Source organism: Ruegeria sp. CDSC052, from assembly GCF_059610685.1.
On record NZ_JBXWOB010000015.1, the window covers coordinates 1 to 14,618 of the forward strand.

Below are 14,618 nucleotides of genomic sequence, written 5' to 3' on the forward strand. Positions count from 1 at the left end.
GACAACGTGTCGTTCGAGGTTGAGCTGATCGCACCGATCGCGATGGAAAACGGCCTGCGTTTCGCCATCCGCGAAGGCGGCCGCACCGTCGGCGCCGGCGTTGTGTCGAAAATCGTCGAGTAATTCGCGCAAGCGAATGATCAAATGGAAAGGGCGCCCATCCGGCACCCTTTCTCGTTTGATCTCGACAAGCCCGCGACGCGCCCATGTCGTACACCAAAGAGTGTTGAGTGATCGGAGGCGGTGATGAGATCGTTCGCCGAATAGTCTCAGACCTAACCGTCGAAACAAAAAAGCCCGCCCCAAACCGGGGCGGGCTTTTTCTGTTTGGAATGCATCTTTATTTCTGGGACTGACTGCGCCTGCGCGCGGTCATTGCCCGTCCGTCACGGATACTCATACCCATCAATGTCAGATTGGTGGCACCAGCGACCAATTCGATGACCTGAACAAGGTAGAAGCTGGTGTCGAAGGCCCCGGCTCCGGCCTTTGCTTTCAGGTAGAGTGCTGCGGGTACCAGAATAAGCAGGCCGTTGGCTGCGATGATCGGCATTCTTTTCTTTTTGGCCAATGCCGAAGCATCTTTGCGCCGGCTTCCCATCGACATTCCTGTGGCGCCGACTATTACCATGGCCGGGACCAGCAAGAACAGGCCATAGACGATCATGGTTTTTACTGATGCCACGGTCGCGTGGGAAGCGAAGATCTCGCTGTACAAAGTAGATGTCCAGAATGTCAGGATTGTTAGAAATCCGATAACTCCAGCGATGGGGTGGATTGTTCTGATCATGGGTCGCCTCCACTTTTTGCCTTAGGCAACACAGTGGTTGTCGACCGTCAGCTTGCGCAGAAGATGTGGTCGCGTCACTGCGCTGTCCGGGTAGTCGGCGATACGGCTTTGGAATTCAGGATTGGTAAAGGCCTGACGGAAACTCTTCACATCTTGCCAGACAGCATAGTTCACGAAGGTCGCGCTGTTGGCGATGCCTTTGTGCAGTTGCGTCGAGATGTATCCCGGTTGCGATTTCATGAAATCCGCGTCGTGGGACCAGGCGGTCAGCAGGGCGTCTTCGTCCTTGGCGTCAACCGTGAACAGGTTGATCAGAACGACGGGGCCTTCCTCGGTTTCCATCTGGTCAGCCAGGGTTGCGATTTCGTCCAGTTCTACGATGCGTGCCATTCTTTGATCCTCTTTCAGAAAATAACATAGCAAGCTATATAATATTGCATAGCATGCTATGCAAGTGTATTTATCCGACATGGATTTCACGAAAGAAGACTCTGCCGGATATCTGGTCAATCACATGGCGCGCTTGTTTGCCCGGGACCTGCAGCAGCGTATCTCTCCTTTGGGGATCGTCGTTGGGCAATTCCCCATTTTGCTGGAGCTTTGGCAAAAGGACGGCGTGTCGCAAAAAGAGCTGCTTGGCAAAATCGACGTCGAGCAGGCGACGTTGGCCAACACGCTCAACCGGATGGAGCGGGACAGTTTGGTCAAGAGAACCAAAAACCCAACCGATGCCAGAGCTCAGCTGATCTGGTTGACCGAAAAGGCGTCAGGGATACGCGCGGAGGCATATGAGGCCGCCCAGACCGTAAACGCGCAGGCGCTTGCGGGGCTGAGCGCCGAGGAACAACGTCAGTTTCTGGACCTCATGCACAGGGTGATTTCGGGCATGCGCCAGGAATAATGAGTTACAGCGCGGAATTCGCAGCGGCCCGCACGGCGCGGATGTTGTCGCCATAGACCCCGGGCTGATCTACCGATCCACCTTTGAACACAGCTGAGCCGGCAACCAGAACGTCGGCGCCTGCGGCCGCGACCAGCGGGGCGGTGTTTGGATCAACGCCGCCATCAATCTCAATATGGACGGGACGGTCGCCAATCATCTGGCGCAGGCGGCGGATTTTGCTGGTCATGTCGATGAACTTCTGGCCGCCAAAGCCGGGGTTTACGGTCATAACGCAGATGAGATCGGTCAGATCCAACAGGTGCTCCACCGCTTCGGCCGGAGTGCCCGGGTTCAGCGCGATACCGGCCTTCATTCCTGCAGCGCGGATGGCCTGCAAGGTGCGGTGCGAATGCGGCCCTGCCTCGATATGGGCGGTCAGGACATCGGCCCCAGCATCCGCATAGGCCTGAATGTAGGGATCGACTGGGGTGATCATCAGATGCACGTCCATCACCGTTTTGACATGCGGACGAAAGGCTTTGACGGCGGGTGGACCAAAGGTCAGGTTGGGGACAAAATGGCCATCCATCACGTCAATATGCACCCAGTCGGCGCCCTGAGCCTCAATGGCCTGAATCTCGGCGCCGAAATTGGCAAAATCGGCGGACAGGATCGACGGGGCGATCTTGATGCTGCGGTCAAAGCTCATGGTTGCCTCGTGTCATCTGAACAGTTGAGGATGCGTATAGCGTTGAGGTCAGTTGATGGATAGCCCCCGCGACAATCGCGCCGTAACAAAACTTTCACCTTACTGACACACAGCCGTTGAACAGTGCCTGTAGCTCACCGCCAAGACGAATTGGGGGTGGCCTGTGCTGCGTATCGACAAACTGACCAAACGCTTCGGCGAAAACATAGCCGTGGATGCGGCGACTTTGGATGTAGACAAGCCGTGCATGATCGGCATCATCGGGCGATCCGGCGCCGGGAAATCCACCCTTTTGCGGATGGTCAATCGCCTGACCGATTCCAGCGAAGGCAAGATCCTGTTCGAAGGCCGCGATGTCACCCAGTTGAAGGGGCGGGACAAGCGGGCCTGGCAAGCCGAATGCGCCATGATCTTTCAGCAGTTCAATCTGGTCCCGCGCATGGATGTGGTGTCGAACGTGCTGCATGGCACGCTGAACCACCAATCGACGCTGGCCACCATGTTCAACCTGTTCCCGATGGAAGACATCCACCGCGCCATCGACATTCTGGATCGTCTGGGCATTGCCGAACATGCGCCGAAACGGGCCGAGGCCCTTTCGGGCGGACAGCAACAGCGTGTCGCTATTGCTCGGTCGCTGATGCAGGACCCGAAAATCATTCTGGCGGACGAACCGATTGCCTCTCTGGACCCGATGAATGCCCAGGTGGTGATGCAAGCCCTGCGCCGCATCCACGAAGAGGATGGCCGCACGGTCATCGCCAACCTTCACACGCTGGATACCGCGCGCCGCTATTGCGACCGCGTCGTCGGCATGCGCGATGGTCGCATCGTCTTTGATGGGCTGCCGGAACAGCTGACCACCGGCGTCGCCCGCGAGATCTATGGGGCCGATGCGAGTTTCTCGGAAGAGGCGACCTCGACCGAGATCGAGACGCTCGACGCCACCCAGAAGGCCCTGATGGAAGCCGAAGCCACCATCTGAGCCACCCCAACCACCTTTCATCGCCCGACCCGATGAGAGGTCGGGGACATCAACCTGGAGAGAGACAGATGAAAAACCTAATTGCTGCCCTTGTTGCGACCACTGCCATGGCCGCGCCCGCTATGGCGCAGGAAATCAGCGAATTCCGCATTGGTATTCTGGGCGGCGAAAACGCCCAGGATCGGATGAGCAAAAACGAATGCCTGCGCGAATACACCGAAGAGCTGCTGGGCGTTCCGACCAAGCTGTTTGCGCCCGCCGATTATAACGGTGTGATTCAGGGCCTGCTGGGTGGCACGATTGACGTCGCTTGGTTGGGTGCATCGGGTTACGCCAAAACCTATCTGAGCGATCCCGAAGCGGTTGAGCCGGTTCTGGTCAAGGTCAACAGTGATGGCGGCTATGGCTACTACTCGGTAGGCTTTGCGCGCAAAGACAGCGGAATCGCTTCGCTGGACGACATGAAGGGTAAGGCCTTTGGTTTTGGTGATCCGAACTCGACCTCGGGCTACCTGATCCCTTCGATCGAGATTCCACAGGCCACCGGCGCCACCATGGACTCGGGCGATTACTTCGGTGAGGTCAAGTTCACCGGCGGTCACGAACAGACTATCGTTGCGGTAAACAACAGTGACGTTGACGGCGGCGTGACCTGGGCCGACGGCCTGGGTGATTGGGAAGATGGCTATCAGTCGGGCGCGCTGCGCCGCGCTGTTGATGCCGGTCTGGTCGACATGAACGATCTGGTCGAGATCTGGAAATCGGCGCCGATCCCGGAAGGCCCGGTCGTTCTGCGCAAGGCCTTGCCCGAAGATGTCAAAGTTCAGGTCACTGAACTGTGGAACACGCTGGATGAAAAAGACCGCGAGTGTTTCTACGGCGTGGCAGCAGGCGAAGCCAAGAGCTTTGATCCCATCACGCATGAGGCCTACGAGGTCATCATCGAAGCGCGCAAGCTGAAGTCCAACTAAGCCTGCACATCACATGATCGGGGTCCGGCGTCTTGCCGGGCCCCGTTTTCTCAGGAGCATTCCATGACAGACCTGACCGCAGGGTCCCACAGCGTCGACCAGATCCGCGACGAATACTCAGCAATGACCCGGCGCAAACGGGCCTATGGTGGCATTCTCCTGATCCTGTTTGTGGCCCTGATGGCCGCAGGGTTCCGCACCGCCGATGATCGAAACGCAGGCAGTTTTGTCGATGGCTGGCACAGGATTTTCGACTATCCGGCCGAGGTCCTCTCGGAAGCGTGGGAAAAGATCGGCGCGATGCCGGAAAATCTGGTTCGGTTCTTTCCGGCCTTGATCGAAACGATCAATATCGCGGCAGCATCAACCCTGATCGGTACGATTGCGGGGACATTTCTTGCCCTGATGTCGACACGGGGCATGGCGCAGTGGCCATCTCTGATCCCATTGTTTCGTCGGATTTCCGATATCTGCAGGGCCATCCCTGAAATCGTTATCGCGCTGGTTTTGATCTTTATTCTCGGCGGCGGTCCGGTTCCGGCAATGATTGCGATTGCCATCCATACCGCCGGTGCATTGGGCAAGCTGTTCTCGGAAGTGAACGAGAACGCTTCGCTGAAGCCGATTGAGGGGCTGCATTCGGTGGGCGCGAACTGGTCGCAACGGATGTATTTGGGCGTGATCCCACAGGTCGGACCGAACTATGTCAGCTATGCCTTGCTGCGGTTCGAGATCAACATCCGTGCCTCGGCCATCCTTGGCTTCGTCGGTGCTGGCGGGCTGGGCTATGAGCTGCGCAACGCGATGTCATGGGGGCAGGGGCGCTACGACGAGGCCGCGGCCATCTTCCTTCTGCTTTTTGTCACAATCATGGTCGTGGATCAGCTGTCCGGCTATCTGCGGGATCGCCTGACCCACGGGTCTGAAAAAGGAGCTTCGGCATGACGACCTTTGCCACTGATCTGTCGACAGATGACCTCAAGGCCGAGGCCGGTCGTCTGTTCAACCGCAAACGGATCGTGAATTTCGGGTTGCCCGGCCTTGTCGCTTTTTACCTGATTTACGTGTTCTTTGCCTTTGACGTGCCTGGTATTGCCGGGCGTGCAAATTGGGAAAACGGCAAGACGCTTGTTGCCGACAGTTACAGCTACAAAACCCATGTCACGCGGGATAACCGCAATGGTGATGTGTCCGTTGCGGTCGAAGGGGACCGCAAAGGCACCTATCCTGACGGGACCGCACCCGACTGGGTGGCGTTGGGCGAAACCACGATCATTGACCTGGAAGATGGTCACGTGGTGCGTTTCGGCCCCGAGACAATCGAATACGATATCCCTGGCTATGGCGTCGTGCGCGCTACGCCCAGCCGGGCCTCTGGGGTGCAAGCCGAGTTACCGGCGGGCGATGTTCCAGACTGGATCAATGTCTCGAAAAATCGGCTGGCGATCACCACCGATGCCGGGCGTCTGACCGTGACCCGCAACCGGTCCGAAGTGTTTCGCTATTTCCCAGGGTGGGAGCTGTTTTGGTTCACCCTCGACAGCCCGTATTATGGCAAATCCTTCCCCGAGTTGGTCAGCCGCGCCACCGCCGGTGAGGCCGGTGCCATTTTCAACGATTTCTGGACCAACAAGATCTGGCGGCATCAGGATGTGGCCTGGGCCATCTTCGAGACGATCCTGATGGCGTTTCTGGGCACCATTGGGGCAGGGATTATCGCCTTGCCACTGGCGTTCCTGGCGACGCGGAACTTTAACCCCTTGCGGTCGGTGCGCTTTGCCACACGGCGGGTGTTCGACTTTGTACGCGGTGTGGACGCCTTGATCTGGACCGTTGTTCTGGCACGGGCCTTCGGCCCAGGGCCGTTGACCGGAGCGCTGGCAATTCTGGTGACCGATACCGGGACATTCGGCAAGATATTCTCAGAAGCGCTGGAGAATGTGGATGAGAAGCAGATCGAGGGCGTGCAGTCGACCGGTGCGAATGCGCCGCAGCGCTATCGCTTTGGGGTGATCCCACAGATCACTCCCGTGCTGTTGAGCCAGCTTTTGTACTTTCTCGAATCCAACACCCGCAGCGCGACCATAATTGGCGCGATTACTGGCGGCGGCATTGGTCTGTTGCTGACGCAGGCGATCATCACTCAGAAAGATTGGGAAGAGGTCGCCTATTACATCGTTCTGATCATTCTCATGGTGATGTTGATGGATTGGTTCTCGGGCTGGTTACGGCGTCGTCTGATCCAGGGCGACAGCGGCAAGAAGAGCAAGCCGAGCAACGCGAAAACCAAAGATTTTATTCTGCCGTGAGCGCAGCTTGAAAGGTCAGGACTATGGCACGATTGCGCGCGGATGAACCGTTCATCCATCCCGATTGCCAGATTACCAACAGCAGCTTTGGTGCATTTGTCGAGATTGGCACCGGCAGCCGGATCGCCAACGCGGTCTGGGGCGACTATTCCTATTGCGACCGGACCTGCGACATCGCTAATGCAAGGATCGGCAAGTTTTCGAACATTGCCAGCTTTACCCGGATAGGCGCTACTGATCACCCGTTGCAAAAGGCCTCGCTGCATCATTTTAGCTATCGGTCGGCTGACTATTGGGACGATGCCGAGGATGATGCGGAGTGGTTTGTCCATCGCGCAAGCCGGCTCGCATATATCGGGCATGACACATGGATCGGTCACGGGGCGATCATCAAGCCCGAGGTGACAATCGGTAATGGTGCGGTCATCGCATCCGGGGCGCTGGTGACCAAAGACGTGCCGCCCTACATGATCGTTGCTGGGGTGGCGGCCCAACCACTCCGCCCCAGGTTCCCACAAGCGGTTGCGGATCGGATGGAGCAGTTGGCCTGGTGGGACTGGGACAACAGCCGCTTGCGTGACGCATTGCCGGATTTTCGCAAACTAGAGGCTGAGGCGTTTTTGGAGAAATACGAATAGCTGGCCCTGTGACCCCAGGTGCTCCGCGCCCGCAGAAGCATCGGTTTCGCCGATCCCCCTTTGCGGCCTTGGGCCGGGCGCCGCGCTTTGCGCGGCGCTACGCCCAACGGGATGAAACCTCCGATAGGAGGTTGAAGACGGGCGGGAGGCTTACGGGATCAATCCTCGTTCAGGGTCAGCGTAACTCGTTCCCCGGCAAAGGTTGTTCTCCCGTACTCGACAGGATTGCCCTCGGGGTCTGCATTGATGCCGATCGAAAACAAGACTGGTGCGCCCTCGGGCAGGTGCAGGTGCAGAGCTTGAGTTGCCGTGGCGGCGCGCGCGGTCAGGCGGGTTGAGATGCGCGTGTAATCCGGCACATCGCATCTTTGCAGGGCTTTGGTGACGGATTGGGTTTCGGTCAGAATCTGCAGAATGTCAGGAAATCGCTTGGCCGGAAAAACGCTTTGAAACAGGCCGATGGGTTGCCCGTCGGCCAGAGACAGACCGTCATAGACATGCACCGTGTCGCCTGTATCAAGCCCCAATGCTTCGGCCTCGGCTTCATCCGCGGCCCGTGTGGTCAGGGCGAGGATCTTCTTGCCGGGCATCTTGCCGCTGGCCGAGATGCTCTTGTGGTATCGCACCCGCTTACCAATCGGATACTCGGTTGGTCGGGTGGCGACGAATACACCGGCCCCGCGCCTAGAATGGACCAGCCCCTGGTCGGCCATGTCAGACAGCGCCCGACGAACCGTGTGGCGGTTAACGCCATGCGTTGCGGCCAGTTGCGCTTCGGTCGGCAGCCGGTCACCGGTTTGATATCGCCCTTCGGCAATGTCCGACGTCAGGCTTAGGGCGATGCTTTTCCAGATCGGCGTTTTGTTCATGTCACCAAAAATTCACACAGTTGCGATTGCGAGTCGCCGGGCGGCGGTCTATGATTTGTATAGTTGTATAGGATAAGTAGACAACCCCGCCAAGAGGCTTTGATGACACAACAGACAGATTCCGCGACCGAGGCGCGTAAGACCTGGATGGGCCTGCTGGCCCGCGCGCCAGATGACGCCACGTTGGCGCTGTGGGAGGGCCTCACGGACCGTCCCGGCTTTGAATGGCTGCGCAGCCCCGAAGTGGGCGGCGTGATGGTGCGCGGACGTACCGGCGCCACCGGGGCGACGTTCAACCTGGGTGAAATGACGGTCACGCGCTGCTCGGTGGTCTTGCAGGATGGCACGGTTGGACATGGCTATGTTCAGGGCCGGTCAAAGCCCAAGGCCGAAGCTGCAGCTGTGATTGATGCGATGATGCAGACTGCGGCAGCAGACCATGTGCGGGAAAACCTGCTCGGTCCGCTGGAACAGAAAATGCAGGCGGTCAAAATCGCGCGGGCGGCAAAGGCGGCGGCAACCAAAGTAGAATTCTTCACGCTGGTTCGGGGAGAAGATTGATGACTGCGCAAACTCAATTCTCGGGCGGGTTCCAGAACATACCGGTTGATTCCGCACATGCTTTTCGCGCGGCGATGACGGTGATGGCACGCCCTGGCGAAATCCGCAGCCTGTCAGGGGCCGTGCCCCCTGCGCCTTTGTCGGTAGCAGCGGGCACTTTGTTGCTGACTTTATGCGACCCGGAAACCAAGGTACATCTGGCGGGTGAGCTCGACACCGACGCTCTGCGCGAATGGCTGACCTTCCACACCGGCGCGCCGCTGGTTCCTGCTGCCGAGGCAGATTTCGCCGTCGGCACTTGGGGCGAACTTGGTGGGCTGGATCGCTATCGCATCGGAACTGCCGAGTATCCGGATCGGTCAACCACTCTGATTGTTGAGCGTGACAGCCTGGATCAGTCCGGTGCCATTTTGCACGGTCCCGGTATCAAGCAGAGCGCAGGCTTGAACCTACCCGATATCCCTGCGTTGCAACGTAATGCGGCTCTTTTCCCTTTGGGATGTGACTTCTTCTTTACCTGCGGTGACAAGGTCGCGGCCCTGCCGCGCAGTACCCAGATCAGCGCGGAGGGTTAAGCGATGTATGTTGCCGTCAAAGGAGGCGAAAAGGCTATTGAGAATGCCCATGCCTGGTTGGCCGAAGAGCGCCGAGGCGCCCCGGATGTGGCCGAGCTTAGCCTGGTCCAGATCCGGGAGCAGCTGAGCCTGGCGGTGAACCGGGTGATGGCAGAAGGATCGCTGTATGATCCGGACCTTGCCGCACTGGCGATCAAACAGGCGCGTGGTGATCTGATCGAAGCGATCTTTCTGATCCGCGCCTATCGCACGACATTGCCGCGTTTCGGTTATTCCGAACCGGTTGAAACGGGCAATATGGCCTGTGACCGTCGGATATCGGCGACGTTCAAGGATGCGCCGGGCGGGCAGGTGCTGGGCCCGACATTCGACTACACCCACCGCCTGCTAGATTTCAAACTGGCTGCGGATGGCGAAACTCTACCCGCGCCCGAAGGTACGGCGCGACACGAGCCGACCCCGCATATCACCGAATTCCTCAAGGGTGAGGATATCATTCAGGACGAGCCGGTCAGCGATGCTACGCCCGGCGACCTGACCCGCGAACCGCTGGAGTTTCCGGCGGGCCGTCCGCTGCGGTTGCAATCGCTGGCGCGCGGGGATGAGGGGTTTGTGCTGGGCATGGCCTATTCGACTCAGCGCGGCTATGCCCGCAACCACGCCTTTGTTGGCGAGCTGCGGATCGGCAAGGTCGCGGTCGAAATGGACATTCCCGAACTGGGCTTTGCCATCGAGATCGGCGAAGTCGAGTTGACCGAATGTGAGACGGTGAACCAGTTCCAAGGCTCAAAGACTGAGCCGCCACAGTTTACACGCGGCTATGGGCTCGTCTTTGGCCAGTCTGAACGCAAATCCATCGCCATGGCTCTGGTCGACCGGGCGCTGCGGTGGGAGGAGCTGGGCGAGGACAATCTGGGCGCACCTGCACAGGACGAGGAATTTGTCCTGAGCCACTCAGACAATATTCAGGCAACGGGTTTCCTCGAACATATCAAGCTGCCGCATTACGTGGATTTTCAATCCGAACTGGAACTGGTGCGCAAGCTGCGCCGCGAGGCCGAGGAACGGACTGCATCGAGGGAGGCTGCGGAATGAGCTCTGTACGCTTTGCCCTACAGGCTCGTCCTACGGTTCAAAAACCAGTCGTTGCCCTGATTGGGCGATTTCCTGCCGAATGTTTCGCGCGAATTCACGATTTCAAGCGATTCCCATTCGCACGAAAGGTCGCGGGCCATAGCCCCGAGGCGCCACTTTGCGCGAAAATTGCGCCAGATAAAATAGAGCATAATCGCCAAAAAGAGCGAACAAATACCAAATACGTTCATAAAAACACCAGAAACAAAATAGTTACATCAAATGACTGAATATAACTTCGCATATCTGGACGAACAAACCAAGCGGATGATCCGTCGGGCGATCCTCAAGGGGTTGGCTATTCCCGGATATCAGGTGCCATTTGCCAGCCGAGAGATGCCGATGCCTTATGGCTGGGGTACCGGAGGCGTGCAGGTATCTGCCGCAACTTTGACCCCGGACGATACGTTCAAGGTGATTGATCAGGGCGCGGATGATACGACCAATGCCGTGTCTATCCGTAAGTTTTTCGAGAATACGGCGGGCGTCGCCACCACCGAGGAAACCGAGAAGGCGACGGTCATCCAGACCCGCCACCGCATCCCCGAGGCGAAGCTGCGCGCGGATCAGATTCTTGTCTATCAAGTGCCGATCCCGGAACCGCTGCGGTTTCTGGAACCGCGCGAGACCGAGACACGCAAGATGCACAGCCTCGAAGAATACGGGTTGATGCACGTGAAACTGTACGAAGACATCAGCCAGCATGGTGCGATCTCAACCGCTTATGCTTATCCTGTGATGGTCTCGGACCGTTATGTGATGGACCCGTCCCCCATCCCGAAATTCGACAACCCAAAGCTTGAGATGGACGCGATCCAGCTGTTTGGCGCGGGCCGCGAGCAACGTATCTACGCGGTGCCACCGCATACCAAGGTCGTCAGCCTCGATTTCCAGGACTACCCGTTCGAGGCCACCAAGGCCGACCATCCCTGTGATCTGTGCGGGGCCGAGGACAGCTATCTGGATGAAGTCATCATGGATGATGCAGGCACCCGCATGTTTGTTTGCTCGGACACTGATTATTGCCGGTCGCGCCGCGAGGCGGGCCATGTGGGCCGTTTGGCCAGAGAGGATGCCGCATGAAACGAGAAGATGTGCTTGGAATTGACCACCTTGGCCTTACGGTTTCGGACCTCGACGCCACGCGGACGTTCTTTGTCGATGCGCTGGGTTGGGAGGTCTTCGGCAGCAATCCGGATTATCCGGCGGTTTATGTGACCAATGGCGCGGCGAAGCTGACGCTTTGGCAGCAAAAAGGCAAGGGGCTACAGGGGTTTGACCGGCACAAGAACGTCGGGTTGCATCATGTTGCCTTGAAAGTTCCCGATGAAGAAGCGCTGACTGCGGTTTTCGATGCGGTCAAAGACTGGCCTGACGTCGTTGTCGAGTTTGCACCTGAACCCTCGGGTTCAGGTCCGAAACTCCATTTCATGATCCGAGAGCCGGGCGGCAATCGGATCGAGTTTTCATATGACCCAAGGTGAATGAAATGACACCGCTGCTGAGTGTACAGGATATCAGAAAATCCTACGGGGCCCGTATCGGCTGTACCGATGTGAGTTTTGATCTCTATCCCGGCGAGGTGATGGGGATCGTGGGTGAGAGTGGTTCGGGCAAGTCAACCCTGCTGAACTGTCTGGCGGGTCATCTGGTGCCGGATGCGGGGCAGGTGATCTTTGACACTCGTGCAGACGGTCCGGTGGATACCGTGACCATGTCGGAACCTGAACGCCGGATGCTGAGCCGCACCGATTGGGCATTCGTGCACCAACATGCGCGCGATGGCTTGCGCATGTCTGTCAGTGCGGGCGGAAATATCGGCGAACGACTGATGGCCGTAGGTGACCGCCACTATGGCGATATCCGCGACAAGGCGATCGACTGGCTGGGTCGGGTTGAGATCGAAGCGGAGCGGGTTGATGATCGTCCGTCCGCGTTTTCCGGTGGCATGCAGCAGCGCCTGCAGATCGCGCGGAATCTTGTGACCGGCCCCAGGCTGGTCTTCATGGATGAACCGACTGGTGGTCTGGACGTCTCGGTACAGGCTCGCCTGTTGGACCTGTTGCGCGGGTTGGTTCGGGAAATGGGGCTGAGCGCCATCATTGTCACCCATGATCTTGCCGTTGTCCGTCTGCTGGCGGATCGGCTGATGGTGATGAAAGCCGGTCATGTGGTCGAGGCCGGATTGACTGATCAGGTTCTGGACGATCCGCAGCATGCCTATACGCAACTGCTGGTGTCCAGCGTGTTGCAGGTATGAGGGCCGGGACAATGATTGAACTGAACAATGTCAGCAAAAGCTTTATCCTGCACAATCAGGGGAGCGCGGTGATCCCGGTCATGCAGGGCGCTACGCTCAGGGTTGAACCGGGTGAGTGTGTGGCGCTGACCGGCGCGTCGGGGGCAGGTAAATCCACCTTGATGCGGGTGATCTATGGCAACTATCTGGCTGCCTCGGGTCAGGTTCTGGTCGGTGGTTTAGACGTCGCCAAGGCTGAACCGCGCGAGATCTTGACCCTGCGGCGCGAAACGCTGGGCTATGTCAGCCAGTTCCTGCGCGTTGTGCCCAGAGTGCCGACGCTTGAGGTCGTGGCCGAGCCGCTTCTTGCTGTTGGTTGCGAAAAACAGATGGCACTGGACAAGGCTGCGGGTCTGCTCGAGCGTCTGAATATTCCTGAACGGCTCTGGCCCCTTAGTCCGACGACTTTTTCGGGCGGCGAACAGCAGCGCGTGAACATCGCGCGCGGCTTTGCCCATGAATACCCGGCCATGCTGCTGGATGAACCCACAGCCAGTTTGGATGCGCTGAATCGCGAAACCGTCCTGTCCCTGATCCTTGAGGCGAAAGAGCGCGGAACGGCGATTATCGGCATCTTCCATGATGTTGACGGGCGGAAGCAGGTTTGCGATCGCGAGATCAACGTTTCGCAATTCACGCCGGGAATTGCGGCATGACGCTTGCCCCGGTCATAGCGGTTGTCGGTCCGTCAGGTGTCGGCAAAGACAGTGTGATTGAGGCGTTGGAAGCCCGCGCAAAAGGTATCCAGCGGCTGCGCCGTGTCGTCACCCGCCCCGAAGGCGAAGCGGGGGAAGATTTCAGACGGGTCACAGATGACGCGTTTCGACAGATGGAAGGTGAGGGCGCATTCGCGCTCAGCTGGCATGCACATGGGTTGCTCTATGGTGTGCCGAAAGAGATTGCGCAGCAACGTCAGGTGGCGGAGGCAGTTCTGGTCAACCTGTCGCGTGCTGTGTTGTTGCAGGCGCAAGAGATCTTTGGCGATCTGATTGTTATCTCGTTGACTGCAGACGCGAGCGTTCTAGAGCAACGCTTGTCATTGCGCGGGCGCGAAAGTGACAGCGAACAGGCGCGTCGGTTGGGCCAGGCCAAGACCCCTTTGCCTAAGGGGCTGGTCCGGGTGATCGAGGTCGACAATTCTGGTGCTCTGCAGGATACGGTGGCCAAAATTTTGTCCCGCCTTCAGTTGGAAAGCGCATAGCGATGGATCAGGTGAAACCGTCCATCCTCGGCCTCGCCCATCAGGGCCAGATCCGCAATTCGAAAGGGTTTTGGCAAAAGCGGCCCCAGATGGTTTTCCAGGGTGCGCTGGACCGAATCCAGCACGGGCTTGTCCAACCTGCCGCTCAAGGTGATGTGAAACCGAAACGCGTTCAGCACATAAGGGTAACCCCATTTGACCAGGTTGGCGTCCTGATCCGGTGTCAGTCTGGAGGCGCGGCGATGGTCAAGTTCAGCCGCCGACGGTGGGGACCGGAACATATCAAGCTCTTGAACACAGGCGGCGGCCAACGCGTTCAGCGCGGCTGTGTCGCCCAGTGGTCGCAGGGCCAGAAACCGGCCAAGGCGGGCAATCTCAAGACCTTCCATCATGATTGCGCATTGGCTGGCAGCAAGGGTGGCGCAGGCCTCTTGCAACGCTGTGACGGATTGCCCCTCGCGCAGGCGGAACGGGGGTTTCATGGTCGCGTGCAGCCCGTATTTTCGCGGTACCTCCGTAACCGCTGCAACATCCACACCATCCAGCCCAGGATGGGCGACCTCGGTGCCAGCCTCCATGTCCCAGCCCAGCCAACGGGTTGCGAATTGCGTCCACTCCGCCGTGGCGGGTGGCGCAAAATAGATCGCGTATCGCGTGAATGTCACATTGGCCTCCTATTGCGTGGCCTTCCAAT

The 14,618-nt window shown here is 58.5% G+C and carries 21 protein-coding genes; 16 read left to right on the forward strand and 5 right to left on the reverse strand.

The genetic code is table 11. The features are described from left to right. Positions 1-123 (forward strand): EF-Tu C-terminal domain-related protein (locus AC2FIM_RS17745; protein WP_496708312.1); only part of this gene is annotated, 123 nt, incomplete at its 5' end. Positions 124-340: 217 nt separating this feature from the next. On the opposite strand, the gene AC2FIM_RS17750 is transcribed toward AC2FIM_RS17745, so the two are convergent. Then, positions 341-790, reverse strand: a complete 450-nt coding sequence (locus AC2FIM_RS17750) for a hypothetical protein (RefSeq protein WP_142639317.1) — start codon at positions 788-790, stop codon at positions 341-343. A gap of 21 nt (positions 791-811) precedes the next feature. Beyond that, positions 812-1,180, reverse strand: coding sequence for an antibiotic biosynthesis monooxygenase family protein (locus AC2FIM_RS17755; RefSeq protein WP_142639319.1), 369 nt, complete (start codon positions 1,178-1,180; stop codon positions 812-814). 79 nt (positions 1,181-1,259) lie between these two features. Between AC2FIM_RS17755 and AC2FIM_RS17760 the strand changes: the two genes are divergently transcribed. Further along, positions 1,260-1,691 (forward strand): MarR family winged helix-turn-helix transcriptional regulator, encoded by a 432-nt coding sequence (locus tag AC2FIM_RS17760; RefSeq protein WP_142639321.1) that lies wholly within the window; start codon positions 1,260-1,262, stop codon positions 1,689-1,691. A 4-nt stretch (positions 1,692-1,695) separates the two neighbouring features. Here the strand turns inward: AC2FIM_RS17760 and rpe are convergent, their stop codons facing one another. Continuing rightward, positions 1,696-2,382, reverse strand: coding sequence for a ribulose-phosphate 3-epimerase (gene rpe, locus AC2FIM_RS17765; protein ID WP_496678889.1), 687 nt, complete (start codon positions 2,380-2,382; stop codon positions 1,696-1,698). Between the two features lie 163 nt (positions 2,383-2,545). Here rpe and phnC point away from each other — a divergent pair, with 163 nt between their 5' ends. The 5 genes from phnC to AC2FIM_RS17790 all read left to right on the forward strand — a co-directional run bounded on the left by phnC (position 2,546) and on the right by AC2FIM_RS17790 (position 7,285). Next, on the forward strand, positions 2,546-3,367 hold the full coding sequence (gene phnC / locus AC2FIM_RS17770) for a phosphonate ABC transporter ATP-binding protein (RefSeq protein ID WP_496732207.1): 822 nt from the start codon (positions 2,546-2,548) through the stop codon (positions 3,365-3,367). 68 nt (positions 3,368-3,435) lie between these two features. Then, complete coding sequence (gene phnD, locus AC2FIM_RS17775; RefSeq protein ID WP_496678891.1) at positions 3,436-4,338, forward strand: phosphonate ABC transporter substrate-binding protein; 903 nt, start codon at positions 3,436-3,438, stop codon at positions 4,336-4,338. A 63-nt stretch (positions 4,339-4,401) separates the two neighbouring features. Beyond that, positions 4,402-5,283, forward strand: a complete 882-nt coding sequence (gene phnE / locus AC2FIM_RS17780) for a phosphonate ABC transporter, permease protein PhnE (protein ID WP_271951512.1) — start codon at positions 4,402-4,404, stop codon at positions 5,281-5,283. Then, entirely contained in the window at positions 5,280-6,647 is a 1,368-nt protein-coding gene (gene phnE, locus AC2FIM_RS17785; RefSeq protein WP_271951513.1) for a phosphonate ABC transporter, permease protein PhnE, read from the forward strand. Before phnE (AC2FIM_RS17780) ends, phnE (AC2FIM_RS17785) begins: the two co-directional genes overlap by 4 nt. 23 nt (positions 6,648-6,670) lie before the next feature. After that, entirely contained in the window at positions 6,671-7,285 is a 615-nt protein-coding gene (locus AC2FIM_RS17790) for an LbetaH domain-containing protein (RefSeq protein ID WP_271951514.1), read from the forward strand. A 158-nt stretch (positions 7,286-7,443) separates the two neighbouring features. Here the strand turns inward: AC2FIM_RS17790 and phnF are convergent, their stop codons facing one another. Further along, positions 7,444-8,154 (reverse strand): phosphonate metabolism transcriptional regulator PhnF, encoded by a 711-nt coding sequence (phnF, locus tag AC2FIM_RS17795; protein ID WP_271951515.1) that lies wholly within the window; start codon positions 8,152-8,154, stop codon positions 7,444-7,446. Positions 8,155-8,256: 102 nt separating this feature from the next. On the opposite strand from phnF, the gene phnG reads away from it, so the two are divergent. Genes phnG through AC2FIM_RS17840 form a run of 9 tightly spaced genes read left to right on the forward strand, consistent with a single transcriptional unit; the run spans position 8,257 to position 13,924 of the window. Next, the gene (gene phnG / locus AC2FIM_RS17800; protein ID WP_496678894.1) at positions 8,257-8,715 is read left to right on the forward strand and encodes a phosphonate C-P lyase system protein PhnG; all 459 of its coding nucleotides are present in this window, start codon (positions 8,257-8,259) and stop codon (positions 8,713-8,715) included. Continuing rightward, positions 8,715-9,290 (forward strand): phosphonate C-P lyase system protein PhnH, encoded by a 576-nt coding sequence (gene phnH / locus AC2FIM_RS17805; RefSeq protein ID WP_496708302.1) that lies wholly within the window; start codon positions 8,715-8,717, stop codon positions 9,288-9,290. The genes phnG and phnH overlap by 1 nt, the downstream gene beginning before the upstream one ends. A 3-nt stretch (positions 9,291-9,293) precedes the next feature. After that, the gene (locus AC2FIM_RS17810; protein WP_496678898.1) at positions 9,294-10,385 is read left to right on the forward strand and encodes a carbon-phosphorus lyase complex subunit; all 1,092 of its coding nucleotides are present in this window, start codon (positions 9,294-9,296) and stop codon (positions 10,383-10,385) included. Continuing rightward, complete coding sequence (locus tag AC2FIM_RS17815) at positions 10,382-10,654, forward strand: hypothetical protein (protein ID WP_282027593.1); 273 nt, start codon at positions 10,382-10,384, stop codon at positions 10,652-10,654. The genes AC2FIM_RS17810 and AC2FIM_RS17815 overlap by 4 nt, the downstream gene beginning before the upstream one ends. After that, positions 10,647-11,507, forward strand: a complete 861-nt coding sequence (locus AC2FIM_RS17820; protein ID WP_142639343.1) for an alpha-D-ribose 1-methylphosphonate 5-phosphate C-P-lyase PhnJ — start codon at positions 10,647-10,649, stop codon at positions 11,505-11,507. The genes AC2FIM_RS17815 and AC2FIM_RS17820 overlap by 8 nt, the downstream gene beginning before the upstream one ends. Further along, positions 11,504-11,908, forward strand: coding sequence for a VOC family protein (locus AC2FIM_RS17825; RefSeq protein WP_281973436.1), 405 nt, complete (start codon positions 11,504-11,506; stop codon positions 11,906-11,908). The genes AC2FIM_RS17820 and AC2FIM_RS17825 overlap by 4 nt, the downstream gene beginning before the upstream one ends. A 5-nt stretch (positions 11,909-11,913) precedes the next feature. Then, entirely contained in the window at positions 11,914-12,684 is a 771-nt protein-coding gene (gene phnK, locus AC2FIM_RS17830) for a phosphonate C-P lyase system protein PhnK (protein ID WP_271951522.1), read from the forward strand. An 11-nt stretch (positions 12,685-12,695) separates the two neighbouring features. Continuing rightward, the gene (gene phnL / locus AC2FIM_RS17835) at positions 12,696-13,379 is read left to right on the forward strand and encodes a phosphonate C-P lyase system protein PhnL (protein ID WP_496708303.1); all 684 of its coding nucleotides are present in this window, start codon (positions 12,696-12,698) and stop codon (positions 13,377-13,379) included. Next, the gene (locus AC2FIM_RS17840) at positions 13,376-13,924 is read left to right on the forward strand and encodes a ribose 1,5-bisphosphate phosphokinase PhnN (protein ID WP_142639351.1); all 549 of its coding nucleotides are present in this window, start codon (positions 13,376-13,378) and stop codon (positions 13,922-13,924) included. Before phnL ends, AC2FIM_RS17840 begins: the two co-directional genes overlap by 4 nt. Here AC2FIM_RS17840 and AC2FIM_RS17845 read toward each other — a convergent pair. Then, entirely contained in the window at positions 13,906-14,589 is a 684-nt protein-coding gene (locus tag AC2FIM_RS17845; RefSeq protein WP_271951524.1) for a DUF1045 domain-containing protein, read from the reverse strand. The genes AC2FIM_RS17840 and AC2FIM_RS17845 overlap by 19 nt on opposite strands. Positions 14,590-14,618: the final 29 nt, after the last annotated feature.